At 57.7% G+C, this 25,179-nt stretch carries 30 protein-coding genes; 16 read left to right on the forward strand and 14 right to left on the reverse strand.

The window, feature by feature from the left end:
* Positions 1–319 precede the first annotated feature (319 nt).
* The gene (locus tag MB824_RS04065) at positions 320–2,311 is read right to left on the reverse strand and encodes a TonB-dependent copper receptor (protein WP_238746198.1); all 1,992 of its coding nucleotides are present in this window, start codon (positions 2,309–2,311) and stop codon (positions 320–322) included.
* 198 nt (positions 2,312–2,509) lie between these two features.
* Here MB824_RS04065 and MB824_RS04070 point away from each other — a divergent pair, with 198 nt between their 5' ends.
* The 3 genes from MB824_RS04070 to tpx all read left to right on the forward strand — a co-directional run bounded on the left by MB824_RS04070 (position 2,510) and on the right by tpx (position 3,526).
* Positions 2,510–2,782, forward strand: a complete 273-nt coding sequence (locus MB824_RS04070) for a type B 50S ribosomal protein L31 (RefSeq protein ID WP_238746199.1) — start codon at positions 2,510–2,512, stop codon at positions 2,780–2,782.
* Positions 2,782–2,907, forward strand: a complete 126-nt coding sequence (gene ykgO, locus MB824_RS04075) for a type B 50S ribosomal protein L36 (protein ID WP_238746201.1) — start codon at positions 2,782–2,784, stop codon at positions 2,905–2,907. Before MB824_RS04070 ends, ykgO begins: the two co-directional genes overlap by 1 nt.
* Before the next feature lie 124 nt (positions 2,908–3,031).
* The gene (gene tpx, locus MB824_RS04080) at positions 3,032–3,526 is read left to right on the forward strand and encodes a thiol peroxidase (protein WP_238746202.1); all 495 of its coding nucleotides are present in this window, start codon (positions 3,032–3,034) and stop codon (positions 3,524–3,526) included.
* 82 nt (positions 3,527–3,608) lie between these two features.
* Here tpx and hscB read toward each other — a convergent pair whose 3' ends face one another.
* Both hscB and MB824_RS04090 read right to left on the reverse strand, forming a co-directional pair.
* The gene (gene hscB, locus MB824_RS04085) at positions 3,609–4,115 is read right to left on the reverse strand and encodes a Fe-S protein assembly co-chaperone HscB (RefSeq protein ID WP_238746204.1); all 507 of its coding nucleotides are present in this window, start codon (positions 4,113–4,115) and stop codon (positions 3,609–3,611) included.
* Positions 4,116–4,208: 93 nt separating this feature from the next.
* Positions 4,209–4,601, reverse strand: coding sequence for a winged helix-turn-helix transcriptional regulator (locus tag MB824_RS04090; protein ID WP_238746206.1), 393 nt, complete (start codon positions 4,599–4,601; stop codon positions 4,209–4,211).
* Between the two features lie 139 nt (positions 4,602–4,740).
* Between MB824_RS04090 and MB824_RS04095 the strand changes: the two genes are divergently transcribed.
* Positions 4,741–5,286: an NAD(P)H-dependent oxidoreductase gene (locus tag MB824_RS04095; RefSeq protein ID WP_238746208.1), complete on the forward strand. Its 546-nt coding sequence runs from the start codon at positions 4,741–4,743 to the stop codon at positions 5,284–5,286.
* A gap of 66 nt (positions 5,287–5,352) precedes the next feature.
* Here MB824_RS04095 and MB824_RS04100 read toward each other — a convergent pair whose 3' ends face one another.
* The 7 genes from MB824_RS04100 to MB824_RS04130 form a co-directional block, all read right to left on the reverse strand.
* Positions 5,353–5,829 (reverse strand): CYTH domain-containing protein, encoded by a 477-nt coding sequence (locus MB824_RS04100; protein ID WP_238746210.1) that lies wholly within the window; start codon positions 5,827–5,829, stop codon positions 5,353–5,355.
* Between the two features lie 24 nt (positions 5,830–5,853).
* Positions 5,854–6,267: a CopD family protein gene (locus tag MB824_RS04105; RefSeq protein ID WP_238746211.1), complete on the reverse strand. Its 414-nt coding sequence runs from the start codon at positions 6,265–6,267 to the stop codon at positions 5,854–5,856.
* Positions 6,268–6,851: 584 nt separating this feature from the next.
* Positions 6,852–7,235 (reverse strand): Fe-S cluster assembly scaffold IscU, encoded by a 384-nt coding sequence (gene iscU, locus MB824_RS04110; protein ID WP_238746213.1) that lies wholly within the window; start codon positions 7,233–7,235, stop codon positions 6,852–6,854.
* 63 nt (positions 7,236–7,298) lie between these two features.
* Entirely contained in the window at positions 7,299–8,513 is a 1,215-nt protein-coding gene (locus MB824_RS04115; RefSeq protein ID WP_238746215.1) for an IscS subfamily cysteine desulfurase, read from the reverse strand.
* 32 nt (positions 8,514–8,545) lie between these two features.
* Complete coding sequence (gene iscR / locus MB824_RS04120) at positions 8,546–8,992, reverse strand: Fe-S cluster assembly transcriptional regulator IscR (protein ID WP_238746216.1); 447 nt, start codon at positions 8,990–8,992, stop codon at positions 8,546–8,548.
* 156 nt (positions 8,993–9,148) lie between these two features.
* A complete protein-coding gene (locus MB824_RS04125) occupies positions 9,149–9,349 on the reverse strand; it encodes a hypothetical protein (protein WP_238746218.1) in 201 nt (66 codons plus the stop codon).
* A 255-nt stretch (positions 9,350–9,604) separates the two neighbouring features.
* Positions 9,605–10,588: a J domain-containing protein gene (locus MB824_RS04130; RefSeq protein ID WP_238746220.1), complete on the reverse strand. Its 984-nt coding sequence runs from the start codon at positions 10,586–10,588 to the stop codon at positions 9,605–9,607.
* 219 nt (positions 10,589–10,807) lie between these two features.
* Here MB824_RS04130 and fdx point away from each other — a divergent pair, with 219 nt between their 5' ends.
* The 11 genes from fdx (at position 10,808) to MB824_RS04185 (ending at position 21,171) form a co-directional block, all read left to right on the forward strand.
* Positions 10,808–11,149, forward strand: a complete 342-nt coding sequence (fdx, locus tag MB824_RS04135) for an ISC system 2Fe-2S type ferredoxin (protein WP_238746222.1) — start codon at positions 10,808–10,810, stop codon at positions 11,147–11,149.
* Between the two features lie 142 nt (positions 11,150–11,291).
* Positions 11,292–12,668 (forward strand): argininosuccinate lyase, encoded by a 1,377-nt coding sequence (gene argH, locus MB824_RS04140; protein ID WP_238746224.1) that lies wholly within the window; start codon positions 11,292–11,294, stop codon positions 12,666–12,668.
* Positions 12,669–12,859: 191 nt separating this feature from the next.
* Positions 12,860–13,201 (forward strand): iron-sulfur cluster insertion protein ErpA, encoded by a 342-nt coding sequence (erpA, locus tag MB824_RS04145; RefSeq protein WP_238746226.1) that lies wholly within the window; start codon positions 12,860–12,862, stop codon positions 13,199–13,201.
* Positions 13,202–13,365: 164 nt separating this feature from the next.
* Complete coding sequence (locus tag MB824_RS04150; RefSeq protein WP_238746228.1) at positions 13,366–14,484, forward strand: phospholipase A; 1,119 nt, start codon at positions 13,366–13,368, stop codon at positions 14,482–14,484.
* Positions 14,485–14,627: 143 nt separating this feature from the next.
* On the forward strand, positions 14,628–15,302 hold the full coding sequence (locus MB824_RS04155) for a DUF502 domain-containing protein (protein WP_238746229.1): 675 nt from the start codon (positions 14,628–14,630) through the stop codon (positions 15,300–15,302).
* 15 nt (positions 15,303–15,317) lie between these two features.
* Complete coding sequence (locus tag MB824_RS04160) at positions 15,318–15,812, forward strand: hypothetical protein (protein ID WP_238746231.1); 495 nt, start codon at positions 15,318–15,320, stop codon at positions 15,810–15,812.
* A 164-nt stretch (positions 15,813–15,976) separates the two neighbouring features.
* On the forward strand, positions 15,977–16,453 hold the full coding sequence (locus tag MB824_RS04165) for an Ivy family c-type lysozyme inhibitor (protein ID WP_238746232.1): 477 nt from the start codon (positions 15,977–15,979) through the stop codon (positions 16,451–16,453).
* A gap of 118 nt (positions 16,454–16,571) precedes the next feature.
* Positions 16,572–17,108: an Ivy family c-type lysozyme inhibitor gene (locus MB824_RS04170; RefSeq protein ID WP_238746234.1), complete on the forward strand. Its 537-nt coding sequence runs from the start codon at positions 16,572–16,574 to the stop codon at positions 17,106–17,108.
* A 30-nt stretch (positions 17,109–17,138) separates the two neighbouring features.
* Positions 17,139–17,483 carry a hypothetical protein gene (locus tag MB824_RS04175; RefSeq protein ID WP_238746236.1) on the forward strand — a complete coding sequence of 115 codons (345 nt, stop codon included), beginning with the start codon at positions 17,139–17,141 and terminating at the stop codon, positions 17,481–17,483.
* Between the two features lie 58 nt (positions 17,484–17,541).
* Positions 17,542–19,350 carry an aspartate--tRNA ligase gene (gene aspS, locus MB824_RS04180; RefSeq protein WP_238746238.1) on the forward strand — a complete coding sequence of 603 codons (1,809 nt, stop codon included), beginning with the start codon at positions 17,542–17,544 and terminating at the stop codon, positions 19,348–19,350.
* A 366-nt stretch (positions 19,351–19,716) separates the two neighbouring features.
* Entirely contained in the window at positions 19,717–21,171 is a 1,455-nt protein-coding gene (locus MB824_RS04185) for a TrkH family potassium uptake protein (protein WP_238746239.1), read from the forward strand.
* A 205-nt stretch (positions 21,172–21,376) separates the two neighbouring features.
* Here MB824_RS04185 and era read toward each other — a convergent pair whose 3' ends face one another.
* From era to MB824_RS04205, 4 genes are all read right to left on the reverse strand, one after another.
* Positions 21,377–22,282, reverse strand: coding sequence for a GTPase Era (gene era, locus MB824_RS04190; RefSeq protein ID WP_238746241.1), 906 nt, complete (start codon positions 22,280–22,282; stop codon positions 21,377–21,379).
* 76 nt (positions 22,283–22,358) lie between these two features.
* Positions 22,359–22,802 (reverse strand): peroxiredoxin, encoded by a 444-nt coding sequence (locus MB824_RS04195; RefSeq protein ID WP_238746243.1) that lies wholly within the window; start codon positions 22,800–22,802, stop codon positions 22,359–22,361.
* A gap of 93 nt (positions 22,803–22,895) precedes the next feature.
* Positions 22,896–23,078: an oxidoreductase-like domain-containing protein gene (locus MB824_RS04200; RefSeq protein ID WP_238746245.1), complete on the reverse strand. Its 183-nt coding sequence runs from the start codon at positions 23,076–23,078 to the stop codon at positions 22,896–22,898.
* A complete protein-coding gene (locus MB824_RS04205) occupies positions 23,065–23,295 on the reverse strand; it encodes an RNA-binding S4 domain-containing protein (RefSeq protein ID WP_238746247.1) in 231 nt (76 codons plus the stop codon). The genes MB824_RS04200 and MB824_RS04205 overlap by 14 nt, the downstream gene beginning before the upstream one ends.
* 338 nt (positions 23,296–23,633) lie before the next feature.
* Here MB824_RS04205 and mgtE point away from each other — a divergent pair, with 338 nt between their 5' ends.
* Complete coding sequence (mgtE, locus tag MB824_RS04210) at positions 23,634–25,070, forward strand: magnesium transporter (RefSeq protein ID WP_238746249.1); 1,437 nt, start codon at positions 23,634–23,636, stop codon at positions 25,068–25,070.
* Positions 25,071–25,179 lie beyond the last annotated feature (109 nt).

Here is a 25,179-nt window from a genome sequence, read left to right on the forward strand (position 1 = left end):
GCGCGTTTTTTTCAGGCTGCCTTTGTGTTTGAATCCCACAAAGGCAGCCTGAAAATCGTCTGATGCTGTTTTCAGGCTGCCTTTTGGCTTTCAGGCTGCTTTTCAAATGCCGGCAGTTTGGAATGAACGACCAGCAAACGGCAGTACAAAAGCAGCCTGAAAGGTTCAGGCTGCTTTTTCGAGTGCCGGCATTTAGGTGGAAGACAGGGCAAACGACAGCACAAAAGCAGTCTGAAAGGTTTTCAGGCTGCTTTTGACTTATTGCCGATATAAACCGCCGCCGCATGGGAAAACCATGCGGCGGCGGTTTTACGCGCGCTTAGAAGCTGGCCTGCAGGCGCAGCCAGACTTGGCGGCCGGGTTCGTTGACGCGGATGGTCTGGGTACCGGCGGCGGGGTTGCCGCCCTTGCTGACAAACTCGGCGTAGGTTTTGTTGAACACATTGTCCACGCCGGCCTGCAGTACGGCCTGTTTGTGGAAGCGCCAGCCGGCGTTGAGCGACAACACGCCGAAGCCGGCGGACGGGCCGATATCGGTGCCGACGATATTGCCTTGGCCGCGGGCGTAGCGTTTCTGTGCGGCCACCACGCGCCACAGGGCGCCGGCGCTGAAGGTGCCGTTATCCCAGTTCAGGAAGGTTTTGGCTTCCAAGGGCGGGGTTTGCGCCAGCGGCAGGCTGTCGCTGCGGTTTTTGCCGTAGGTGTAGGCCAAGCTGCCGCCCAGCTCCCAGTTGCGGGCGAATTTCCATTTGCCTTCGGCTTCGCCGCCGTAGCGCACGGCTTTCACGTTGTCTGCGCTGGCGCCTTTAACCAAAATGAAGTCTTTGATGTGGCCGGCAAACAGCGATACCGATCCTTGGACATTGCCGCTTTGGAACTGGTAGCCGGTGTCCAGCTGGGTGTTGCGCTCGGCTTTAAGGCGGTAGGAGCGGTTGCGCTCCCAATAATCCGGCGCGCGCTCGGCCATGCCGAGGCCGACGTAGTATTTACCGGACTCGCCCAGCTGCTGTTCGTAGCGGGCGAAAGCGGCTTTCAGATTGTAGGTTTGGTTGCGGTGGGCGTTGTAAAGCGCGTCGGGATCGGCGGGGTCGAGTTTGCGCAAGTATTCGGCTTTAACTTGGTCGTAGCGCAGGCCGCCGATTACTTTACTGCCGGCTTTGGGTTCCAGCGTGGCTTCGGCAAACAGACCGTATTGGCGGAAGTCCTGATCGCCGATAAAGGGGAAGGACGATAAACGGTCAACATTGGCGCCGCTGATGCGCACCATGCCGTTGGCCATGCGGCTGTTGTGGCGGTCGTGCGTCCAGTCGAGACCGGTTTGCAGCTCGAGGGCGCTCCAGTTCATGGTGGCGCGCAACTGGGCGGTATCGACGATGCGCTCGGGATTGATCAGGGCGCGCATATTGGGCGCGCGGCGGCGCATGGTGTAGTTGTCCATGATGTGATCGACTTTGCTGCGGCCGTAGCTGGCGGAAATTTCGCTGAGCCACGGAGTCAGGCTGCGCTGTTGGGCTTTAAGCGTCCAGGCGTCGCGGTCGAATTTGCTGCCGTCCATCATGCGGTCGGCGTAGGCCGCTTCGCCGCGGCTGCGTTCGTAGCCGGCGGAAAGCACGGTGTTTTCGGTGGGAGTAACGCCCAACTGCAGCATTTGGTTGTGGCGGCTGAAGTGGGAGTGGACGCGGTTGCCGTCGCCATCGCGGTAATTGCCGGATTTGTTGTAACTGGCATTGGCGCGCAGATAGCCGTAGCGGTTGTTCAGCTCGGCATCGGCGAAGATATCAAAACGGTCAAAGCTGCCCACGGTCAGGCCGGCATTGCCGTGCGCTTTGAATTCTTCGGCTTTGGGCGAGGTTTTGCGTACAAAGCGCACCGAACCTGCCACCATGCCCATGCCTTCGCTAACGCTCTGCGGTCCTTTGGTAACAATCACTTTGTCGAAAGAAGCGGGGAAAATATAGGCGGTGGGCGGATCCATGCGGTTGCTGCAGCCGCCGTAGATAAACTGGCCGTCGGCCTGGATGCTCAGCCGCGAGCCGCCCAAGCCGCGCAGCAGCGGATCGCCCGAGCTGCCGCCTTTGCGGATAATGCTCATATTGGGCACCGACTGCAGCACGCTGGCGCCGTCGTTGGCAGGCAGTGGCTGGATAGATGTTTTGGGGTTGAACTGCACCGAATTGGCCTTGCCGGTCGGCGTGCCGCTGACCACAACCGGATTCAGCTCTTGGCTCTCCCCTTCATCGCCGGTATCCGCAAAGGCGCAGGCGCAGGCCAGTGATAAAGGCAGCAAAACCCAGGAAGGATGCTTGGACATGATTTTCTCCTATGTGATTTGTTACAACCTAATGTTTACAGTATAGCCCTATTGTTTGTCGGGATTTTGACTTGCATCAAATAGTGTAATTTTTTGTAAACTGTTTTTGCTTTTTAAGCGTTTTCTTCTTTACACACCAATTTGCCGTGTACAAATTTATCGTGTTATACTATAACAAGTTTAACCACAGGAGAAACCATGAAACCCGGCATCCACCCCGAAAACTACCGCACCGTGCTGTTTTACGACAGCGGCGCCCAAACCGGCTGGCTGATCCGCTCTTGCGCCCCCACCAGCAAAACCATGCAGTGGGAAGACGGCAAAGAATATCCGGTATTTCTGCTCGACACTTCCGCCGCCAGCCATCCGGTTTATACCGGCAAGCAGCGCGAGCACAACCGCGAAGGCCGCGCCAGCCAGTTCAACCAACGCTACGCAGGCATGATGTCTGCCCTGAAAAAGGACAAATAATGCAAGTACTCTCTTCACTCAAAACCGCCAAACAACGCCACCGCGACTGCCAAGTCGTCCGCCGCAAAGGCAAGGTGTATGTGATTTGTAAATCCAACCCGCGCTTTAAAGCCCGCCAGCGCTAACCCAGACTTTTCAGGCTGCCCGCACCATTGGGGCAGCCTGAAAAACATTTCGCCGCCGCTTGGCAAGGGCGGCCGAACACATTATGCTGCCAGCGTTTTCCACCACTTTCCGAAAGGATTAAGCATGTCTCAAGTTACTTTTCGCGGCACACCCGCCCGCGTTGAAGGGCAACTGCCCGCCGTCGGCCAAAGCGCGCCCGCCTTCACGCTGGCCGCCGCCGATTTGAGCGACAAAACGCTGGCCGATTTTGCCGGCCAGCGCAAAGTGCTGAATATTTTTCCCAGCATCGACACCGGCGTCTGCGCCCAGTCGGTACGCACGTTTAACCAACGCGCATCGTCGCTGGAAAACGCCGTCGTGCTGTGCATTTCCGCCGACCTACCCTTTGCCCAAGCCCGCTTCTGCGGCGCCGAAGGTTTGGACAAAGTGCTGACCCTGTCGAGCTTTCGCAGCAGTTTTGCCCGCGACTACGGCGTACTGATGGCCGAAAGCCCGATCCGCGGCCTGACCGCCCGCGCGGTGATTGTGCTAGACGAACAAGACAAAGTGCTGCATGTCGAGCTGGTGCCGGAAATTGCCAACGAACCGGATTACGATGCCGCGCTGGCGGTGCTGTAAATCCGTCTTAAACGCCAAAACCGCTTTCAGGCAGCCTGAAAGCGGTTTTTGTTTGTGCGTTGTGCCGGGGTTTTCAGGCTGCCTATTCGGGCAGCGCCGCATACACTTCCTGCCGCATTTTCGCCAGAAAACGGCCGCGGCGCAGCAAGTCCGCTGCCGGCTCGAAACGGCTCTGGGCAAAAGCGTCCGCCAATTCGCGGTAGAGTCCGTCCTGCACTTGGGCAATTTCCTGATCCAGCGAACGCATCGCCGCCGCATCCTGCGCCGCCGCGGCATCGGCCAGCTGCTCGCGCCATTCCATCTGCTGCATCAGAAACTCCGGCGCGTAAGCCGTATGCTCGGGCGCATCGGCGTTAATGCCGCGCAATTCCAGCAGATAGGCGGCGCGCTCCAGCGGGTCTTTCAGCGCCTGATACGCCTGATTGACCGCCGACGCCATCATCACCGCCTGCCGCTGCTCAAAAGCCGAAGCCGCCGCGGTACGGTCGGGATGAAACTGCGCTGCCAGCGTGCGGTAGCGCGCCTCCAGCGCCGCATCGTCAAGCTCGAAACGCTCGGGCAGGCCGAATAATTCAAAATAGCCGGGCATGGGGTTCTCCTTAGGGACGGAACGGGCGATTGTATAGCGAAGCACGTCGCAACTCCAATATCGTTTTCAGGCTGCTTGGCTGCTTGCGGCCGTTTAACCGCTTTCTGCCGGCGCCTGGGGATCGATAAAGCTGCCGCGCTCGATTACCGCGCGGTTGCCCCATTCGGTGAGCGCCGCCAATACCGGCAGGAAGCTGCGGCCGAACTCGGTTAGCGCGTATTCGCTGCGCAGGGGCGGTTTGCTGCCGTAAACCCGCCGCGAAACCAGTCCGCTGTGCTCCAGCTGCTTGAGCTGCCGGCTTAAGATGGTTTCGGTGGCATCGCGCAGGTGGCTGTGCAGCTCGCCAAAGCGTTTGCTGCCCTCCTGCAGGTGGTAAAGGATAACGGCCTTCCATTTGCCGCCGACCAGATCCATGGCCACGCTCAGCGTGCAGGGATAGATTTTGCCGTTGTAAGCGAAGGCGCCGCTGCGGCATTCTGTTTTCATTTTGGGATACCTGTTTAAAAGGATAGTTATTGCCGCTCGGCTGCGCGCGTGCCTACAATCGCCGCGCTTTGCAGCAAAACAAGCTGCTCTGCGAAACCCGTCTCAAAAGCCCAATGTCGATATGTTTTAGGAGAAAAACATGGCTCTCGTTATTTTAGCCCATCCCGATTTTGCCCGCTCCGTTGCCAATAAAGCCGTACTGGCGCATCTGCAGGCGGTGCTGCCCGATATCGAAGTGCGCGATTTGGCCTCCCTTTACCCCGATTACCGCATTGATGCCGCCGCCGAGCAGCAGGCGCTGCTGCGCCACCAAACTGTGGTGTTCCAATACCCTTTTTACTGGTACAACATGCCCGCGATTCTCAAGCAGTATTTTGACAGCGTGTTTACCTACGGTTTTGCTTACGGCCGCGACGGCGACAAACTCAAAGGCCGGAATTTTGTGCCCAGCTTTACCGTCGGCTCGCCCGAAGAAGACTACCGCGCCGACGGCTTGGCACATTTTCGGGTATTGGAGTTTTGCAAAAATCTCGAACAAACCGCCTATTACACGCAAATGCGCTATATCGACCCATTCTATTTCCACGGTACTTCGCCCGCACTGTACAGCCGCGAAGAAGTCCAAGCCAAAGCCGAAAACTGTGCAACCGGTTTGGTAAGCCTGCTGCAAAAGCTGGGCGGGTAAATCAAAGTGAAGTAAAAAAGGCAGCCTGAAAGCTTTTCAGGCTGCCTGAATGCCGTCTGGCTGCGTTTACTCCTGATCCATCCATTGCGGATAGGGGTGCTTGCTCAGATAGGCGTTGGTAAAACGCGGATCGCTGCTGACTTCGCGCCCCAGCCATTCCGGCTGCGGATAGGCGGCGTTTTCGTGGGGCAGCTCGATTTCCGCCAGCAGCAGCGGGGCGTTGTCGCCCAGATATTCGTCGATTTCAAATACCGCGCCGTCAAGCGCGATGCGGTAGCGCAGTTTCTGCAAGCGGAACGGACATAGGGCGAGCATCTGCCGCGCGTCTGCCGGCGGCACCGGATATTCGAACTCACTGCGCGACAGATCGGAAATATATCCCTTAACCGTAAGCCACGCCTGCTCGCCGCACAGGCGCACGCGCACGCTGCAGGCCTGATCGACGCTCATATAGCCCTGCTCCAGCCGCTGCGGCTCACCGGCAAGCTGGCGCCAGCTGTCGTTGCGGATAAGAAAGCGGCGTTCGATTTCGATATGGCTCATGCGTTTGCTCCGGCAGCCTGAAAGTTAAAACGGTTTGAAAACGGCCAGATATACCGCAGCAATCAGCGCCAGCACCGGCAGTTCGTTAAACACGCGGTACCAGCGGTGGCTGTGGCGGTTTTGGCGGCGGGAAAAAGCGGCCAGCAGCAGGCCGCACCAGCCGTGATAAAGCAGCAGCAGCAGCCCCAGTGCGATTTTGGCGTAAATCCAGCCGGCAAAAGCGGTTTGTGTCAGCGGCATCAATAATCCGCACAGCAGCGCGCCGATGCCCCACGGTGTCATAAATTTAAACAGTTTGCGCGCCATCAGCAGCAGGCGCGCATATTCGCTTTCGCTGTCGGCCATCGCCAGATTTACATAGATACGCGGCAGGTAAAACAGGCCGGCGAACCAGGAAACGATAAAAAACAGATGCAGGAATTTAAGCCACAGATACATTGCAGGCAGCCTGAAAAAAAAAGCGCGTATTGTACCAGCCGGCCGCCTTGGCCCGCACAGCCGTTTTCAGGCTGCCGGTACTTGCGGCGGGGGAAAAAGAGAAAACAAAAAATGACGCAGACCGCCCGTATCTGAAGCTGTCTGCGTTATGGCAAGCGCCATCAATCCTCTATTTTTCTCTGCCTTTGTACAACCTGGCATAATTGTGTAATGGAATGTAATTCATTTTGCCGCAGCAAACAAGCCCAAAAGCGGCGCATTTGGCCGATTTCAAAATTGATTAGGCTATAACGCTAATTTTACGCAACTAAATTTCAAATTTTTTTTATCTTTTTTCCGTCGTCTCAAACAAAAAACTACTTTAAGGCCGATAAAATCAGGCATCCAACACAAGATTACCGAAACATACAAAACTTTTCAGGCTGCCTGCCGGCTTATAGCGAAAACGTTTAAGCGGCGCATGTGGTACAAAACAGCAAAGGCACGGCCGGTATTTTTACCGTCCGTGCCTTTAATAGAGATGTGCTTAAAGCCTTTTCAGGCTGCCTGAAAGGGATACTGCATCTTCAGGCAGCCTGAAAAAATCAGGCATCACGTTTTTTTCGGTAGTCGGCTACTGCCGCTTTTACCGCGTCTTCAGCCAGAATCGAGCAGTGGATTTTTACTGGCGGCAGTTCCAACTCTTCGGCAATTTCGCTGTTTTTGATGGCCATCGCTTCATCCAGGCTTTTGCCTTTCAGAAGCTCGGTTACCAGCGACGACGATGCGATGGCGGAGCCGCAGCCATAGGTTTTGAATTTGGCGTCTTCGATGATGCCTTGGTCGTTCACTTTGATTTGCAGGCGCATCACGTCGCCGCAGGCGGGCGCGCCCACCATGCCGGTGCCGACGTCGCTGTCGTCTTTGTCGAATGTGCCGACGTTGCGGGGGTTTTCGTAATGGTCGATGACTTTGTCGCTGTATGCCATGATGTGGTTTCCTTATAACGAGTTATGTTTGTTTGCCGGTTACGGTTTTCAGGCTGCCTGAAATCAGTGCGCCGCCCATTCGATTGATTCCAAATCGATGCCTTCTTTAAACATCTCCCACAGCGGCGAGAGTTCGCGCAGTTTGTCGATTTTGGATTTGATCAGCTCGGCGGCATAGGCGGCTTCTTCTTCGGTGGTCATGCGGCCGAAGGTGATGCGCAGGGAGGAATGCGCCAGTTCGTCGTTGCGGCCGAGCGCGCGCAGGACGTAGCTGGGTTCGAGCGAAGCGGAGGTACAGGCGGAGCCGCTGGATACGGCGAGTTCTTTAACTGCCATAATCAGGCTTTCGCCTTCGACGTAGTTGAAGCTGACGTTGAGATTGTTAGGCGCGCGGTGTTCGAGATCGCCATTGATATAGACTTCTTCGATACCTTCGATGCCTTTCAGGAAGATGTCGCGCAGTTTGCGGTAGTGCGCCATATCCTTTGCCAAATCTTCTTTGGCGATGCGGAAAGCTTCGCCCATGCCGACGATTTGGTGGGTGGGCAGGGTGCCGCTGCGGAAACCGCGTTCGTGGCCGCCGCCGTGCATTTGGGCTTCTAGGCGGACGCGGGGTTTACGGCGGACGTACAGCGCGCCGATACCTTTGGGACCGTACACTTTATGACCGGACATGGACAGCAGGTCGATTTTGGCGGCTTCTACGTCAACAGGCACTTTGCCGCAGGCTTGGGCTGCATCAACGTGGAAGATGATTTTACGTTCGCGGCAGATTTCGCCGATGGCGGGAATATCTTGCACGACGCCGATTTCGTTGTTCACCCACATTACGGAAATCAGGATGGTGTCGTCGCGGATGGCGGCTTTGAGTTCTTCCAAATCAATCAAACCGTTTTCCTGCACGCCGAGATAGGTTACTTCGAAACCTTGGCGTTCGAGTTCGCGCATGGTGTCGAGCACGGCTTTGTGTTCGGTTTTGACGGTAATGAGGTGTTTGCCTTTGGTTTTGTAGAAGTTTGCCGCGCCTTTGATGGCGAGGTTGTCGGACTCGGTGGCGCCGCTGGTGAAGACGATTTCCTTGGGATCGGCGTTGATCAGCGCGGCGATATTGGCGCGGGCTTCTTCCACCGCTTCTTCGGCCACCCAGCCGAAGCTGTGGCTGTTGGATGCGGGGTTGCCGAAGGTTTCGGTCAGGTAGGGAATCATTTTTTCCGCCACGCGTTTGTCAACAGGGGTGGTGGCGGCGTAGTCGAGATAAACGGGGATTTTTACGGTCATGGTGTGGTCTCTTGTTGTCGTGTGTTCTCGGGTTAGTAAATGTGGGTAAGGGTTACGGTTTGTTCGCTCTGTTTGCTTTGCTCCTGCTCCAGCAGCCCGGCCAGCGTTACGCTGCTCAGATAGCTGTTGATGGTATGGTTAAGGTTTTCCCAGAGATTGTGCGTCAGGCAGCGGGCACCGCCGTGGCAGTTTTCCTGACCGCTGCACAGCGTGGCATCCAGCCGGTCTTCGGCTGCGGTGATGATTTGGGCGATATTGATGGAATCTGCGGGGCGGCCGAGAATATAGCCGCCGCCGGGGCCGCGGATGCTTTCAACCAAACCTGCGCGGCGCAGTTTGCTGAAAAGCTGCTCCAGATAGGAAAGAGAGATGCTCTGTCTTTCGCTGATGGCATTGAGTTTGACGGCATTGCCTTGTGCATTCATCGCCAAATCAAGCATGGCGGTTACGGCAAAGCGTCCTTTGGTGGTGAGACGCATGATGTGTTTCTGGGTGGTTCGGTGCTGTTCTTATGGCGGCGGATTATCCGATACCCGAGTAAATCAGTCAAGTATATGGCGGTGAAAATTTTACATGCGTTCACAAATAAAAACGGTTCCGTTTTACGGAACCGTTTGCTATCGGAAATAAGCTAATCAGGCAGTAAAGCCAGCGGCTTTGGCGGCAGCTTTGTAGGCTTCGACATCGAAACCATCGCCGTGGGTGATGACGACATAGCCTTCTTCATGGTTGGCATTGACGAAACGCACACCGGCAACACCGGAAGTCTGTTCGACCAAACGATCGCCGTCTTGTTTGCTGGACATTCCGCCGACGGAAAGTTTAAGTTGCGGCATTTTCAACTCCTTACTCAATGAATTTAATAGATATATGCAACGCAGCGAGTTTGCGAAACCCGCAAGAAATTTGACAAACATCAAACTGCGTTAAGCGTGGCGATTGTGCCTGCATTTGGCATAAGTGTCCAGCATCGCGGCCGATGTGCGGCGGCAATCTCGGCAAAATGCTGCATTATTGCCACGAAAGGCAGCCTGAAAATTTTCAGGCTGCCTTAGCGGGATGTTTTTCTGGGCTTTTCAGTCTGGCGGCATTTACAGGGGGCGCTCTTTGGCGCGCTGCAGATAAACGGTGGCTTCGCTGTTTTTACCGCCGACATTCAGCGTTTCGCTGGAGATTTCTTCGCCGTTGTCGAGCTGGCGGTAGCGGATGCGGTATTCGCCGGCATCGAGTTTTTCCAAAGCCAGCTGGCTGCGCTCTTCGATAAAGAAAGTGCGGATGGGCTGGCCTTCGTGCATCAGCTCGGCGAAAACGTCGGAAGAATTGCGGATATTGTCAACGAAAATCCGGTAACTGCCCTGTTTTGAAAACTGCGGATAGCCGCCGATATAGCCCGAAGTTTTCGGCCACGGAGCACCGTTGGGGGCGGTGGCGGGGCGGATATAGTTCTCGCCCGCGGGGGGAAACGCGGCCAATTCGGGCTGCTGCTGCGGTTGGGCATCAGCGGGCGGGTTTTCAGGCTGCATTTCCGACATTTCGATGCCGTCGCCGCCGGGCTGGTCGATGCGGCCTTGCAGCGGCTGCGGTGCGGGAGCCGTTTCTTTCAGGCTGCCTGCGACGGCAGAAGCGTCATCTTGGGCGGTCTCATCGTTGCTACCCGACCAAAACAGCGACAACTGCCACGCCAGCAGGGCGCCGGCCATTACCACCGCCACCGCCAGCAGCGCGGCCGTCAAGCGTTTTTGCTGCTTGGTAGGCGCGGCGGCTGCAGCCGGCTGCGGCGGCGTGCTGGCGGCAGCGGGTGCCGCAGCGGGCTGGCGCTGCACGGTAATGCGTACTTCAGCCACTTTCTGCCGCGCCTGCTGCTCGGCAATCCAGCGGTCGTGTTCGGCGCGCCGTTCGGGGTCGGACAGCACCTCATAGGCCTGGTTGATCAGCTGCATGATGCGGTGGGCATCCGGATCGGGGTTCAGGTCGGGATGGTACTGTTTCGACAGCCGGCGGTAGGCCTGCTTGACGGTTTCGGCGTCGGCATCGGCGCTAATGTGGAGATTGTCGTAATGCGTGCGTATCGGCATGGCAATCGGTGGCGGACAAAAGCGCGGATAATACCGCCCTTGCCGCCGGCGGACAATCTTTCGGGGATGCGCCCGCTGCCGCTTTCAGGCTGCCTTTGCCGTACAAAGCCGCAAAATAAGCCTGCAAAAGTAAGGTTTTTAGCGCTGAAGCGCTTAGGCTTTTACGCTACAATACCGCCCGTTTTCCGCACACCATCCAACGATAAAGAAAGCCAAACCATGCCAAAAATCACCGTTTTGCCGCACGCCGACCTGTGCCCCGAAGGCAAAGTCATCGAAAACGCCCCCAGCGGCGAAACCATCTGCGACATCCTGCTCGACAACGACATCGAAATCGACCACGCCTGCGAAAAATCCTGTGCCTGCACCACCTGCCATGTGATTGTGCGCCAGGGTTTCGACAGCCTGGAAGAAGCCAGCGAACTGGAAGAAGACCTGCTTGACCAAGCCTGGGGCTTGGAAGCCGATTCGCGCTTAAGCTGCCAGGCGGTTATGGCCGATGAAGACCTGGTGGTCGAAATCCCCAAATACACCATCAACCACGCGCGCGAACACCATTAAAAGCCAAAGGCAGCCTGAAAAATACCGGCAGCCTGAAAGCCGCCTGTTTTAATTTGCCCCAATCCCCAAGCAGCCTGAAAGCCGTTTTTCCGTTTTCAGGCTGCCTGAACGAAGCACCTGCCCCACTACAAAGGAAGCGAAAATGAACAATAAAACCTGGTCCGGCCGTTTTGACGAGCCCGTATCCGAGCTGGTCAAACAATACACCGCGTCAATTCCCTTCGACCACCGTCTTGCCCGCCACGACATCCAAGGCTCGCTGGCGCACGCGCAGATGCTGTGCAAAGCCGGCGTATTGAGCGAAAGCGATTTGGCCGACATCCGTCGCGGCATGGCCGAAATCCTGGAAGAAATCGACGCAGGCAGCCTGAAATGGTCGCTCGATTTGGAAGACGTGCACATGAATATCGAGCGCCGGCTCACCGAAAAAATCGGCGATGCCGGCAAACGCCTGCACACCGGCCGCAGCCGCAACGACCAAGTCGCCACCGACATCCGCCTGTGGCTGCGCGACGAAAGCGACCACATTTCCGGACTGCTCGCCGATTTACAGCACGCACTGCTGGACGTGGCCGCCGAACATAGCGAAACCGTGATGCCCGGCTTCACCCATCTGCAGGTTGCCCAGCCGGTGAGCTTCGGCCACCATCTTTTGGCCTATGTGGAAATGTTCGGCCGCGACCGCGAGCGCCTGGCCGACTGCCGCAAACGGCTCAACCGCCTGCCCTTGGGCGCTGCCGCGCTGGCCGGCACCACCTACCCCGTCAGCCGCGAAACCACCGCCCGCCTGCTCGGCTTTGACGAAGTGTGCCAAAACTCGCTCGATGCCGTGTCCGACCGCGATTTCGCCATCGAATTCACCGCCGCTGCCGCGCTGTTGATGACCCACCTGAGCCGGCTTTCCGAAGAACTGATTGTGTGGATGAGCCCGCGTTTTGCCTTTATCGATCTGGCCGACCGCTTCTGCACCGGCTCGTCGATTATGCCGCAGAAGAAAAACCCCGACGTACCCGAGCTGGTGCGCGGCAAGTCCGCCCGCATCACCGGCCACCTGATGGCGCTGCTCACGCTGATGAAATCTCAGCCGCTAGCCTACAACAAAGACAATCAGGAAGACAAAGAACCGCTGTTCGATACCGTCGATACGCTGGTACAGACCCTGAAAATCTACGCCGAAATGGTGCGCGGCATCCGCGTCAAACCCGAAAACATGCGCGCGGCGGTGATGCAGGGTTTCGCCACCGCCACCGATCTGGCCGACTATCTGGTGAAAAAAGGCCTGCCGTTTCGCGACAGCCACGAAGCCGTTGCCCGCGCCGTGCGCCTGGCCGAAAGCAAAGGCGTCGATCTGGCCGACCTGTCGCTTGCCGAGCTGCAAAACTTCAGCGATCTGATTGCTGACGACGTTTACCGGGTACTCACCCCCGAAGGCAGCCTGAAAGCGCGCAACCACACCGGCGGCACCGCGCCCGAACAAGTACGCCGCCAGATCGAGCGCTGGCGAAAGCTGCTGGCGTAAATTTTCAGGCTGCCCGAGCGTACAGGTGGGCGGTTTTCGCCATGCAAATGCGTCGCAATTAGCCCGCTACAACAAACGCTTATTGCCCTTTAGCCCCGTTCGGCGTAGCATTACGCCTGCGCGGTCTTGAAACCCATAGCCCGCGCCCATATAAACGCACCCTTGCAACATCTTCCGAAAGGAGACACACCATGTCCGACGAAAGCCCGATTATCTTTACCGATTCCTGCTGCGCCAAAGTGGCCGACCTGATTGCCGAAGAAAACAACCCCGACCTGATGCTGCGCGTCTTCGTAAACGGCGGCGGCTGCTCCGGCTTCCAATACGGTTTTACCTTTGACGAAATCAAAAACGACGACGACTTCGAAATCGAAAAACAAGGCCTGAAATTCCTGATCGACCCGATGAGCTACCAATATCTGCTCGGCTCGGAAATCGACTACACCGAAGGCCTGCAGGGTTCGCAGTTCGTGATCCGCAGCAACCCCAACGCCGTAACCACCTGCGGCTGCGGCTCTTCTTTCTCGGTCTGATCCCGATGCCGCACAGGCAGCCTGAAAAAGTTTTCAGGCTGCCTTTTCGCGTCTGCCGTTTTCACATAAAAATTGGTTAGAATGCCGCCCTGAAAATTCTTTGAACCCATTGCCCCAGCCGCTTTTAGGCTGCCCGAACAACCCTTTTCCCCGGATTCGTTCTGATGAAAAAAACCGCCCTTTTGCCGCTGCTGCTGGCTGCCGGCGCCGTCCACGCCGAAAACCCCCAAGATGCCGCGCTCTCCTGCACGCTGATTGAAGACAGCATCGTGCGCCTGGCCTGCTTTGACAAAATCTACGGCCGCCAGCTGCCGCCGAGCAAGCCGATTGTACCGCACGAAGGCGATCAGGCGTCAAAAACCGTCGATCTGGAAAACAGCTACCGCAGCAGCATTGAGAGCAAATCGCCGCAAGTGGTGTTCAGCGAAGCCAACCTGCCCGAGCACACCGCCGATGCCTACAGCGACCTGAGCCTGCTTTACGATTTGGACAAAAACGACGAAAACGGCCTGCTGTCGGTGCGCGAGCACAATCCGATGTACCTGATTCCGCTGTGGTACCGCAGCAGTCCCAACTACTACCCGCAAACGCCTACCCGCGGCGTTACCGTAAACGACGTCCATTCCGAGCAAAAACATCTGGAAACCAAAATGCAGGTTTCCTTCAAAACCAAGCTGCTGCAGGACTTGTTCAAAACCCGCGCCGACGTGTGGTTCGGCTACACCCAGCAGTCGAACTGGCAAGTTTACAACCAGGGCAAGAAATCCGCGCCTTTCCGCAATTCCGACTACCAGCCGGAAATTTTCATCACCCAACCGGTGAAAGCCGCGCTGCCCTTCGGCGGCAAGCTGCGGATGGTGGGCGCCGGTTACGTCCACCAGTCCAACGGCCAGAGCCGCCCGCTGTCGCGCTCGTGGAACCGCATTTACCTGATGGCCGGCGCCGAATGGGGCAAATTCACCGTGGTGCCGCGCGTATGGGCGCGCATCGACCCCAGCCGCAAAGAAAAGGACGACAACCCCGACATCGGCAAATACATGGGCTACGGCGATTTGCGCACCAGCTACCGCATCAACGAAAAACACACCCTCTCCACCCTTACCCGCTTCAATTTCGGCAGCGGCAAAGGCGCGATGGAAGTGAGCTACACCTTCCCGATCAAAGGCAAGCTCAAAGCCTATCTGCAAGGCTTCTACGGCTACGGCGAAAACCTGATCGACTACAACCACAAGCAAAAAGGCATCGGTCTGGGCGTGATGTTCCGCGACTGGGACGGTCTGTAAAGCACGTTGCCGCCAATTTTCAGGCTGCCTTGCGCACCATAAAGCCGCAGGCAGCCTAAAAACCGTTTCCCGCACGCAAAAGCCATACGGGCGCCGCCCGCTTTGCGCTATAATCCCGCCTTTTCCCCCGCACAGTTCCCCCAATGAGCGAACCACGGCCGACCATCGGCAAAATCATCCGCAAATATCTGGTTACCGGCATACTGGTATGGCTGCCGATCGTCGTGACCATCCGCATCATCGCCTACATCATCTCCGCCAGCGACGGCCTGACCAACCTGCTGCCTGCCCAATGGCAGCCCGCCACCTATCTCGGCTTCAACCTGCCCGGCCTGGGCTTTTTGCTGGCGCTGGCCGTATTGTTCGTTACCGGCGTGTTCGCCGCCAACATACTCGGCAAAACCATACTCGAAGGCTGGGACTCCCTGCTTGGCCGCATTCCGGTAGTCAAATCCATCTATTCCAGCGTTAAAAAAATCTCCGAATCCCTGTTTTCCGACAACAGCCGCTCCTTCAAAACCCCCGTGCTGGTGCCCTTCCCCCAGCCCGATATCTGGACGCTGGCCTTCGTATCCGGCAGCCTGCCGCCCAATATCGCCGCCGTTTTGCCCGACGAAAACTATATTCCCGTTTACGTTCCCACCACCCCCAACCCCACCGGCGGCTACTACATTATGGTGCGCGAAAGCGATGTGCGCTTTCTCGACATGAGCGTGGACGACGCCCTGAAATACGTGATCTCCCTCGGCATGGTCAGCCCCGCCGAACCCGCATCCGCCATTATTCTCGAAAGCGACTTCCGCCGCGAAACCGACTAAGGCAGTCTGAAAACCATGCGCAGCTACGACGACTTCCAACACCACCTCGGCCAGCGCCTGCACGGCATCGGCCAAACGCAGGCACAGCAGCTGGTGCAGGCGCTTGCTACCGCCGTCGATGCCCAAATGCCGGTTGACAACTTCCTGCGCGAACCGCCGGCCATGCAGCCCCATTTTCACGCCCTACGCCAAGCCGTGCGCAGCAATAATTGGCAGCCTGAAACCATCGCCGCCGAGCTCGATGCCCTAACCGCGCTCGAGCAGCAGCACGGCAACGGCGATACCGAACTACACAACCTTGCCTTTCTGGTGCTGCTCGACAACTGGATGCTGCTGCAAGAGCCCGGCCTAAATGCCGACGAATGCTTTGCCGCCGCCTTTGCCAGCGTCGCGCAATATATGGATCTGGCCGACAACCAAAGCGAAGCCGATTTGGACAGCTGGCTAGACGACCCGCAAATCGCCGCCGCCGCCCGCCGCCTGGAAGCCATGCTGTCCGCTCGGCCCTAAACCGTTTTCAAGCTGCCTGAAAGCAGGAAAAAGCAGCCTGAAAACCTGCACAAAAGCCCGCAAAGCATTACAATCCGCCCGTTTGCCCTTTTCAGGCTGCCTTAGGCAGCTTCAGGCAGCCTGAAAACATTTTTCCACTTGCCCCACCCCCAGGAGAATCTGCCATGACCCGCACCCTAAAAACCCTTGCCGCCCTCACCCTCGCGCTGGCCGTTGCCGCCCCCGCCGCCGCCAAGTCCGCGCAAACCGGCCAGGCATCCCAACAGGTCAGCCAAAAAGACGCCGACACCTATCTCTTTGACCTGCTCAAAAAACCCGCCTACCGCAAAGTATGGCGCAGCCAAATCGTACCGCACACGCCCAAAAGCGACAGATATTGGATTAAAGATGCCGACGGCCCCACCGCCCCCAAAGGCGCGGTAACGGTGGACGGCAAACGCTACATCGCCACCACCATGTGCCAGCCGCACAACTGCATCAGCAACAGCATCTACATCCTGCTGAACAAACAGCGCGCCGTGGTGCTGCATGTCGAAAGAAACGGCACCCAAGAAATCCTCGCCACCCGTTACTACGGCAAACCCACTGATGCTGAAAAAGCCGCCCTGCAGAAACTCGCCACCGACAAAGAAGAAAAATAAACCTTTTCAGACGGCCTCTGAGGCCGTCTGAAAGCCCGATTAAAACCGCACAAAGTTTTGCAATCCGCCCGTTTGCCCTTTTCAGGCAGCCTGAAAAGGCTTTAACCCGTTTTATCAAATGCCCGCCATGCCCCGCCTTGCCCGAATTGCCGCCGCCCTTGCCCTGATGCTGGCCCTTGCCGCGCCCGCCGCCGCCAAATCCGTAGAAATTGAATGGATAGCCGATCGCCATCTGTCCGAGCTGCTCAAAAAATCCGCCTACCGCCAAGTTTGGCGTAGCCAAATCCTGCCCGAAATCCCCGCAGAAGATCAGGTTTGGATTGAAGACGCCCTGAGTTCGAGCGGCCCCAACGGCGAAATAAGGATAAACGGCCGACGCTATCTCGCTTCCACCCTGCGCCATCCGCGCGACGACAACAAGCTCTATATCCTAATCAACGAGCAACATGCCGTGGCAGCGCACGCGCAGTTTCACGAAGCCGACCGGATACCTGCACACAACGAATCCGGAAAACGCACCGAAGCCTTCACCCTCCGCTACTACGGCCAACCCGACACAGCCGAAAAAGAAGCCCTAAGAGAACTGATATTTCAGGAATGGAAGGCGGAAGCCGAAGAAAATGCCCCGCAAAAACCGGATACCAAAAACGAATAAACCTTTTCAGGCTGCCTAAAAAGAGCCCCCATGCAAGTAGAACCCAGTTATTACAACCTATCACGCCCTGCCGATTATTATTTTTGCGTGGGCGATTGCGCGTTTATTGACTTTATTAACCACGGCGATGCCGTTTGTTTACGGCGCATTTCATTTGACGGCTACGGCTGTTGCGATGTAGAAACCGCCCAAGCCATCGCGCTTGATGCCCACGACAGCGCCGCCATTAAACGCATTTGGCAACATTATGCGTTTGAAGAAACCGTATCCGAACCCGAGCTGTTCAAACAAATTGTTAAAAGAACGCTTACCGCCAACCGTCATTTGCTGTGGGAAGATGCCCTTGCAGAATACGATTTAATTGAGGCAGCCTGAAAACAGTTTCTAAAACCCCTTTTCCCCTACTTTATTATTGAAACCAGAAAGAAAAACCATGCGTACCAACTATTGCGGCCTAATCAGCGAACAATATCTCGACCAAACCGTTACCGTGAAAGGCTGGGTGCACCGCCGCCGCGACCACGGCGGGGTGATTTTCATCGACCTGCGCGACCGCGAAGGCATCGTCCAAGTCGTGATCGACCCCGACACGCCCGAAGCGTTTGCCACTGCCGATTCCGCCCGCAACGAATACGTTTTGAGCATTACCGGCCGCGTACGCAACCGTCCCGAAGGCACGACCAACGACAAAATGATTTCCGGCAAAATCGAAATCCTTGCCAAAGAAATCGAAGTCTTGAACGCCGCCGCTACGCCGCCGTTCCAAATCGACGACGAAAACATCAGCGAAAACGTGCGCCTGAGCAACCGCGTTATCGACCTGCGCCGTCCGGTGATGCAGCGCAACCTGCGCCTGCGTTATCAAGTCGCTATGGGCGTTCGCCGTTATCTGGACGCACAAGGCTTCATCGACATCGAAACCCCGATGCTGACCCGCTCCACCCCCGAAGGCGCGCGCGACTACCTCGTGCCGAGCCGCGTTCATCCGGGCGAGTTTTTCGCTCTGCCGCAATCGCCGCAATTGTTCAAACAACTGTTGATGGTGGCGGGTTTCGACCGTTACTACCAAATCACTAAGTGCTTCCGTGACGAAGACCTGCGTGCCGACCGCCAGCCTGAATTCACCCAAATCGACTTGGAAACCTCGTTCTTGAACGAGGATGAAATCATGGACATCACCGAAGGCATGGCAAAACAAGTCTTCCAAGACGCGCTGGGTGTGGACTTGGGCGATTTCCCGCGTATGCCTTACGCCGAAGCCATGTTCTACTACGGCTCCGACAAACCCGATATGCGCATCAGCCTGAAATTCACCGAGTTGACCGACCTGATGAAAACGGAAGAGTTCAAAGTCTTCCGTGGCGCAGCCGACATGAAGGGCGGCCGCGTGGTTGCCCTGCGCGTACCGAACGGCGCGAAATTCAGCCGCAAAGAAATCGACGAATATACCAAATTTGTCGGCATCTACGGCGCGAAAGGTTTGGCGTACATCAAAGTGAACGATGTCAGCAACCTCTCCAACGGCGAAGACAGCGGCCTGCAATCTCCAATCGTGAAATTCCTGTCTGAAAACGCCCTGAAAGAAATCATTGCGCGTACCGGAGCACAAAACGGCGACATCATCTTCTTCGGCGCGGACAAAACCAAAGTCGTGAACGAAGCCATCGGCGCGTTGCGTATCAAAGTCGGTTTGGAACACGGCAAAGACAACGGCTACTTCGTGGACGAATGGAAACCTTTGTGGGTTGTCGATTTTCCGATGTTCGAATACGACGAAGAAAACGACCGCTGGGCAGCCATGCACCACCCGTTCACCTCGCCCAAACCCGGTCACGAAGACCTGATGGACAGCGACCCCGAACACTGCCTCGCCCGCGCCTACGACATGGTGCTCAACGGCTGGGAAATCGGCGGCGGCTCCATCCGTATCCACCGCGCCGAAGTGCAGGAAAAAGTGTTCGCCGCCCTCAAAATCAGCCCCGAAGAGCAGCAGGAAAAATTCGGCTTCTTGCTCGACAACCTGAAATTCGGCGCCCCCCCGCACGGCGGTTTGGCCTTCGGTTTGGACAGACTGGTTACGCTGATGACCGGCGCCGAGTCCATCCGCGACGTCATCGCCTTCCCCAAAACCCAGCGCGCCCAATGCCTGCTCACCAACGCCCCCGGCGCGGTGGACGACAAACAACTACGCGAACTCGGCCTGCGCCTGCGACAAAAAGCGGCGGAGAATAAAGAAGCCTAGGGAGCTGTTGGCAATCGGCTTTTGAAATACAAAAGACAGCCTGAAAGCCCCGGCAAAACCCAAGATTCGCCCAAGCAGCGTCATTCCCGCGCAGGCGGGAATCTTGGTTGGGACGGCGGCAATGCGCGGATAAGCAGTCCGATATCCAATCCGAAACAAGATTCCCGCCTGCGCGGGGGTAGCGTAGCGGACTTGCGTAAGCTGTCGGCATTGGAAGTTTATGCCGCAAAAGCCGCTGCAATGCTGATTGTCAAAACACCCCGGAATCCCAGCATCCTGAAACATTCAGGTAACACCAAACAAGGCAGCCTGAAAACCGTTTTTGCCGTTTTCAGGCTGCCTTTATCGCGCCTTTGATGTTCTGTTATGCGAAAAATCCTGCCCACCCTGCATATTCTCGTCAAGCTCGGCATGCTGCTCGCGGTGCTGATGCTGGTGCCGGCGGCGGTGTCGTTTTATTTTCACGACGGCGCCGAAACGGTGTTTTCCGCCACCGGCCTGATCACCTTTTCGCTGTGCCTGCCGGTGTGGTTTTTCACCCGCAGCCACCACCACGAATTGCGCCCGCGCGACGGCTTCGCGCTGGTGACCATGCTGTGGCTGGCGTTTGCGCTGATTGCGGCGATGCCGTTTTATTTCTACTTTGAAGAGATGTCGTTTACCGATGCCTTTTTTGAAGCCATCAGCGGGCTGACCACCACCGGCGCCACCATTATGAGCGGGCTAGATACCCTTGCGCCCTCGCTCAATTTCTGGCGCCACATGCTCAACTGGCTCGGCGGCATGGGCATTATCGTGCTGGCGGTGGCGGTGTTGCCGATGCTCGGCGTCGGCGGCACGCGCCTGTTTCAGGCCGAAATCCCCGGCATCGAAAAAGACGCCAAAATGGCGCCGCGCATCTCGCAAACCGCCAAGCGGCTGTGGCTGTTTTATCTCGGCTGCACCCTGCTCACCGGCCTAGGGCTGCACCTGGCCGGCATGGGCTGGTTCGACGCCATCTGCCACGCCATGTCCGCCTTCGCGCTGGGCGGCTTTTCCACCCGCGACAAAGGCATCTCCGCCTTCGATTCGGCCGCGGTCGAATGGGTAATCGCGCTGGCCACCCTGGCCGGCGGCATCAATTTCGCCACCCACTTCAAAGCGCTGCGCCACCGCTGTCTGCGCCCTTACTGGCGCGACGAAGAAGTGCGCACCCTGCTCTTGCTGCTGGCCGCCAGCATTGCCGCCGCCACCCTTTATTTCTACTTCACCGGCCGCTACGGCTTGGGCGATGCGCTGCGCTACGTCGGTTTCAACTTCATCTCCATCGGCCTGGCCAGCGGCTTTGCCAACACCGATTTCGGCGTGTGGCCGCTCACCGTATCGCTGTGGATGTTCTTTCTCTCCAACGTACTGGCCAACACCGGCTCGATGGGCGGCGGCATCAAGCTCGCCCGCGCCATTGCCCTGGCCAAATTCTCGCTGCGCGAAACCGTACTGCTGCAGCACCCCAACGCCGTGCGCACGGTAAAAGTCAACGGCAGCAGCCTGACCGAACACCTCGCCATGGCGATTATGGCCTTTATCTTCGCCTATTTTATGACCGTGGTTGCCGCCACCTTCGCCCTGATGATCAGCGGCATGGACTTGATCAGCGCCATCAGCGCCGTGATTGCCTGCATCACCAACACCGGCCCCGGCCTCGGCATCGTCGGCCCCGCCCACAACTACGCCGCGCTGACCGACCTGCAAAAATGGCTGTGCGCCGCCGTGATGCTGCTGGGGCGGCTGGAAATCTTCACCGTATTTATCCTGTTTACGCCCGGCTATTGGAAAAAATAGTTTTCGGGCTGCCCATGCCTGCAATACACTCAAAAGCAGCCTGAAACAGCGTTTGCCGCTTTCAGGCTGCTTTTGCTTTGGTTTGCACACTTCGGTTTCGCCAACGCCGCCGTTAGCGCTTTTCCCGCTGCGGCAAATATTTTCAGGCTGCCTTGGGGATTCAAGGCAGCCTGAAAATATTGGACGAAGACGGCTCGGATGCGGGCTACATGCCCAATTCGCGCAGGAAACGGATGTCGTCGGCCCAGCCGGATTTGACTTTCGCCCATACCCGCAAAAAGACTTTGGCGTCGAACAGTTTTTCCATATCCAGCCGCGCTTCGGTGGAGATTTTTTTCAGCTTTTCGCCGCCTTTGCCGATCAGGATGGCTTTTTGGCTGTCTTTCTCCACCAGCACGGCGATGTGGATGCGGTGCAGGCCGTCTTCTTCGACTTGGAACTGCTCGACTTCGACGTTCATCGCATAGGGCAGCTCTTCACCCAGATAGCGGAACAGCTTTTCGCGGACGATTTCGCTGGCGAGAAAGCGGCCGGATTTATCGGTAACCATGTCTTCGGGATACAGCGGTTCGCCTTCGGGCAGGTAGGCTTTGAGCTGCTGCAGCAACGCGGCCAGCCCCAGAGCGTGTTTGGCGCTGACGGTGGCGGTGGCGGCAAAAGGGAACTCGGCTGTAACGCTGTCGATAAAGGCCTGCAGCTCGTGGGCGTTTTGCGCTTTGCTGCGGTCAATTTTGTTGAGCACCAGCACCACCGGCACATGTTTGGGCAGCTGGCGGATAACGGTGCGGTCGGCCTCGGTAAAGCGCATGGCTTCGATGACGAAGGCAACGGCATCGACGCCGGAGAGCGCTTCGGTTACGTTTAGGTTCAGGCGGTCGTTGATGGCGTTGCGGTGGTGGGTTTGGAAGCCGGGGGTATCGACGAAAATGAATTGGGCGGTGTCGTCGGTGTAAATGCCGGTTACTTTGTGGCGGGTGGTCTGCGCTTTTTTGCTGGTGATGCTGATTTTCTGGCCGATCAGGTGGTTCATCAGCGTCGATTTGCCGACGTTGGGGCGGCCGACGATGGCGATGAAACCGCAGCGGTAGCCGGGGGGGGCGGTGGGATACATGCTTAGTCTTTCGGTGGGACAAACGTTCAGGCAGCCTGAAAAGGGGAAAACCGCTTTTTCAGGCTGCTTCGGGTTTTCAGGCTGCTTCGGCGCGCAGGGTGTCGAGCACCTGCTGGGCGTGGCCGGCTACTTTGACCTTGCGCCATTCGTGGCGGATTTCGCCGGCGGCATCGAGCACAAAGGTGCTGCGTTCGATGCCTTCGTATTCGCGGCCGTAGAGTTTTTTGCTTTTGATGACGTCAAACAGGCGGCAGACGGTTTCGTCGGCGTCGCTCAAAAGCTCGAAACGGAACTGCTGCTTGGCGCAGAAATTCTGATGGCTTTTGACGCTGTCGCGCGAGATGCCGGCCACGGTGTAGCCGAGCGCTTGAAAGTCTGCGAGCCGGGCGTTGAAGTCCAATCCTTCGGTGGTGCAGCCCGGGGTGCTGTCTTTGGGGTAGAAATACAGCACCAGCGGTAAGTTGTCTTCGCTGTTGAAGATACTGCCGGATGAAGACGGCAGGGAAAAACGGTAGGCCATCGGGCTTCCTTTCACAATCAAACGGCTTTCAGGCTGCCTGCTTTGCGCTGGCGGCTAAGGCAGCCTGAAAACGGATAAAGGGGCAAAACGGGATTATTCGGCCGGCGGCGACTCGGCAGTTTGCGCGGTTTCTACCAGCTCGCGCTGCTGCGCCCGATAGGCGGCCAGTTCGCGGCGGTAGATGTCGTGGATGCAGGCTTCGCCGCATTCGCTGCCGCAGCATTCCCAGTCTTCCGGCGCTTCCGGTTCGCTCAGCAGGGGTTTATCCGGCGTCATGGCCCGCCCTCACTTCGATGCTGCTGCCGGCAAATTCGATGCGCTCGCCGGTGCGGATTTTGGCGGTTTTGCGGGTTTCGGTCTCGCCGTTGCGGCTCACTTCTCCGGCGGCGATGGCGCTTTTGGCGGCGCCGCCGCTCTCGGCCAGGCCGGCGGCTTTGAGCAGATCGCACAGGGCGATGTGCTCGTGGTTTTCGAGATAAAAAACGGTGTGCATGGCAGTTTTCTTTATTGGTGGTGAAACGGGATTTTCCGGCCTCAGGCAGCCTGAAAAGCGTTTTCAGGCTGCCTGCGCGCAGCCGCGATTATCCGCCAAAACCGCCGCCTGCGGAAAACATTTGCCCGCGGCGCGGCGGTTGCGGTTTTCAGGCTGCCTGAATTTCCGCTGCCGCCGCCGCGCAAAGCGTGTAGAATGCGCGCCGTTTCCAACCGCCGGCCCGCTTTCAAACGCGCGGGCGCCGACTATGGACCTTCCCAGTTCGTTACCGAGCCATTCTTTCCCACACACACCCTAAACCTGCCTGAATGCCCGCCGCACAGGCAGGCGGAGCATTTATGGAACCTCAAACCACCGACGATCGCCGTACCGCCGAACAAGGCGCCGCCATCGACATCGAACGCATCCACGATCTGGCCGAGTCGCTGCTGCCGCACTACGCGCTGATCGCGGCCGACAACACCCTTTCCGACCCGCAAACCAACAGCCGTCTGCAAACGCTCACCGGCATCCTGCACGAGCTGCATCCGGCCGACGTCGCCGACGTGCTCGAACAGCTGCCGCCCAAAGAGCGCGTGCTGGTGTGGCGTTTGGCCGCGCCCGAAGAAGACGGCGAAGTGCTGCTGGAAGTGTCCGACGCGGTGCGCGAAACGCTGATCGAAGCGATGAACAGCGAAGAGCTGCTGGCGGCGGTGGAAGACTTGGAAGCCGACGATCTGGCCGATTTGGCCGACGATCTGCCGCAAGACGTGGTTGCCGAAGCGCTGCAAACCCGCGACGAAGAAGAGCGCGCCCAGGTTCAGGCTGCCATGTCCTACCGCGACGACCAGGTGGGCGCGGTGATGAACTTTGAAACCGTCAGCATCCGCGCCGATGTAAGCTGCGAAGTGGTGCTACGCTATCTGCGCCGTTTCGACAGCCTGCCCGACCATACCGACAAAATCTTTGTGGTGGACGACAACGACACCCTGCAGGGCGTGCTGCCGATCCGCAAACTCCTGGTATCGGCGCCCGAAGAAATGGTGGCCGACGTGATGGCCACCGACGTGGTGCGCTTCCGGCCGGAAGACGACGTCGAAGAAGCGGCGCAGGCCTTCGAGCGCTACGACTTGGTAACCGCGCCGGTGGTCGATGCCGCCGACAAGCTGATCGGCCGTCTGACCGTGGACGAAATGGTGGACGTGATCCGCGAAGAATCCGAAGCCGACATCTTGAATATGGCCGGTTTGAAGGAAGAAGAAGACCTGTTTGCGCCGGTGTGGGATTCGGTGAAAAACCGCTGGATGTGGCTGGCGATCAATCTGGTTACCGCCTTTGTGGCCAGCCGCGTGATCGGCGCCTTTGAAGGCAGCATCGAGAAAATCGTCGCACTGGCGGCGCTGATGCCGATTGTGGCCGGCATCGGCGGCAATTCGGGCAACCAGACCATCACCATGATTGTGCGCGCGCTGGCGGTCGGCCAGATTTCCGGTGCGCAGGCCATCCGGCTTCTAAAAAAAGAAATCGGCGTGGCGCTGGTCAACGGCGTGATTTGGGGCAGCGTGATGGGACTGGTGTCGTGGCTGCTCTACGACAGCGTCGGCATCGGCCTGGTGATGGTGGCGGCGATGACGCTCAACCTGCTCTTGGCGGCGGTGGTCGGCGTGCTGATTCCGATTCTGATGGAGCGCTCCGGCCGCGACCCGGCGCTGGGCAGCTCGGTTCTGATTACCGCGGTAACCGATTCGGGCGGCTTTATGATTTTTCTCGGCTTGGCAACCATGTTTTTATTGTAGAATATGCCTTATTACATACAGTTTCAGGCAGCCTGAAAAAAACCGCTGTTTGCTCTTTTCAGGCTGCCTGAAGCGCGCACGGCGTTTGCGCCGGCATAGCTTTTTACAG

The sequence above is a fragment of the Kingella pumchi genome (assembly GCF_022288825.1).
In the GTDB taxonomy this organism is placed as follows: Bacteria; Pseudomonadota; Gammaproteobacteria; order Burkholderiales; family Neisseriaceae; genus Kingella_D; species Kingella_D pumchi.

What these genes read in the sequence shown, in the direction of transcription:
- MB824_RS04065 (WP_238746198.1), bottom strand. Translation starts at nt 2,311, where the DNA reads ATGTCCAAGCATCCTTCCTGGGTTTTGCTGCCTTTATCACTGGCCTGC.
- MB824_RS04070 (WP_238746199.1), top strand. Translation starts at nt 2,510, where the DNA reads ATGAAACCCGGCATCCACCCCGAAAACTACCGCACCGTGCTGTTTTAC.
- ykgO (WP_238746201.1), top strand. Translation starts at nt 2,782, where the DNA reads ATGCAAGTACTCTCTTCACTCAAAACCGCCAAACAACGCCACCGCGAC.
- tpx (WP_238746202.1), top strand. Translation starts at nt 3,032, where the DNA reads ATGTCTCAAGTTACTTTTCGCGGCACACCCGCCCGCGTTGAAGGGCAA.
- hscB (WP_238746204.1), bottom strand. Translation starts at nt 4,115, where the DNA reads ATGCCCGGCTATTTTGAATTATTCGGCCTGCCCGAGCGTTTCGAGCTT.
- MB824_RS04090 (WP_238746206.1), bottom strand. Translation starts at nt 4,601, where the DNA reads ATGAAAACAGAATGCCGCAGCGGCGCCTTCGCTTACAACGGCAAAATC.
- MB824_RS04095 (WP_238746208.1), top strand. Translation starts at nt 4,741, where the DNA reads ATGGCTCTCGTTATTTTAGCCCATCCCGATTTTGCCCGCTCCGTTGCC.
- MB824_RS04100 (WP_238746210.1), bottom strand. Translation starts at nt 5,829, where the DNA reads ATGAGCCATATCGAAATCGAACGCCGCTTTCTTATCCGCAACGACAGC.
- MB824_RS04105 (WP_238746211.1), bottom strand. Translation starts at nt 6,267, where the DNA reads ATGTATCTGTGGCTTAAATTCCTGCATCTGTTTTTTATCGTTTCCTGG.
- iscU (WP_238746213.1), bottom strand. Translation starts at nt 7,235, where the DNA reads ATGGCATACAGCGACAAAGTCATCGACCATTACGAAAACCCCCGCAAC.
- MB824_RS04115 (WP_238746215.1), bottom strand. Translation starts at nt 8,513, where the DNA reads ATGACCGTAAAAATCCCCGTTTATCTCGACTACGCCGCCACCACCCCT.
- iscR (WP_238746216.1), bottom strand. Translation starts at nt 8,992, where the DNA reads ATGCGTCTCACCACCAAAGGACGCTTTGCCGTAACCGCCATGCTTGAT.
- MB824_RS04125 (WP_238746218.1), bottom strand. Translation starts at nt 9,349, where the DNA reads ATGCCGCAACTTAAACTTTCCGTCGGCGGAATGTCCAGCAAACAAGAC.
- MB824_RS04130 (WP_238746220.1), bottom strand. Translation starts at nt 10,588, where the DNA reads ATGCCGATACGCACGCATTACGACAATCTCCACATTAGCGCCGATGCC.
- fdx (WP_238746222.1), top strand. Translation starts at nt 10,808, where the DNA reads ATGCCAAAAATCACCGTTTTGCCGCACGCCGACCTGTGCCCCGAAGGC.
- argH (WP_238746224.1), top strand. Translation starts at nt 11,292, where the DNA reads ATGAACAATAAAACCTGGTCCGGCCGTTTTGACGAGCCCGTATCCGAG.
- erpA (WP_238746226.1), top strand. Translation starts at nt 12,860, where the DNA reads ATGTCCGACGAAAGCCCGATTATCTTTACCGATTCCTGCTGCGCCAAA.
- MB824_RS04150 (WP_238746228.1), top strand. Translation starts at nt 13,366, where the DNA reads ATGAAAAAAACCGCCCTTTTGCCGCTGCTGCTGGCTGCCGGCGCCGTC.
- MB824_RS04155 (WP_238746229.1), top strand. Translation starts at nt 14,628, where the DNA reads ATGAGCGAACCACGGCCGACCATCGGCAAAATCATCCGCAAATATCTG.
- MB824_RS04160 (WP_238746231.1), top strand. Translation starts at nt 15,318, where the DNA reads ATGCGCAGCTACGACGACTTCCAACACCACCTCGGCCAGCGCCTGCAC.
- MB824_RS04165 (WP_238746232.1), top strand. Translation starts at nt 15,977, where the DNA reads ATGACCCGCACCCTAAAAACCCTTGCCGCCCTCACCCTCGCGCTGGCC.
- MB824_RS04170 (WP_238746234.1), top strand. Translation starts at nt 16,572, where the DNA reads ATGCCCGCCATGCCCCGCCTTGCCCGAATTGCCGCCGCCCTTGCCCTG.
- MB824_RS04175 (WP_238746236.1), top strand. Translation starts at nt 17,139, where the DNA reads ATGCAAGTAGAACCCAGTTATTACAACCTATCACGCCCTGCCGATTAT.
- aspS (WP_238746238.1), top strand. Translation starts at nt 17,542, where the DNA reads ATGCGTACCAACTATTGCGGCCTAATCAGCGAACAATATCTCGACCAA.
- MB824_RS04185 (WP_238746239.1), top strand. Translation starts at nt 19,717, where the DNA reads ATGCGAAAAATCCTGCCCACCCTGCATATTCTCGTCAAGCTCGGCATG.
- era (WP_238746241.1), bottom strand. Translation starts at nt 22,282, where the DNA reads ATGTATCCCACCGCCCCCCCCGGCTACCGCTGCGGTTTCATCGCCATC.
- MB824_RS04195 (WP_238746243.1), bottom strand. Translation starts at nt 22,802, where the DNA reads ATGGCCTACCGTTTTTCCCTGCCGTCTTCATCCGGCAGTATCTTCAAC.
- MB824_RS04200 (WP_238746245.1), bottom strand. Translation starts at nt 23,078, where the DNA reads ATGACGCCGGATAAACCCCTGCTGAGCGAACCGGAAGCGCCGGAAGAC.
- MB824_RS04205 (WP_238746247.1), bottom strand. Translation starts at nt 23,295, where the DNA reads ATGCACACCGTTTTTTATCTCGAAAACCACGAGCACATCGCCCTGTGC.
- mgtE (WP_238746249.1), top strand. Translation starts at nt 23,634, where the DNA reads ATGGAACCTCAAACCACCGACGATCGCCGTACCGCCGAACAAGGCGCC.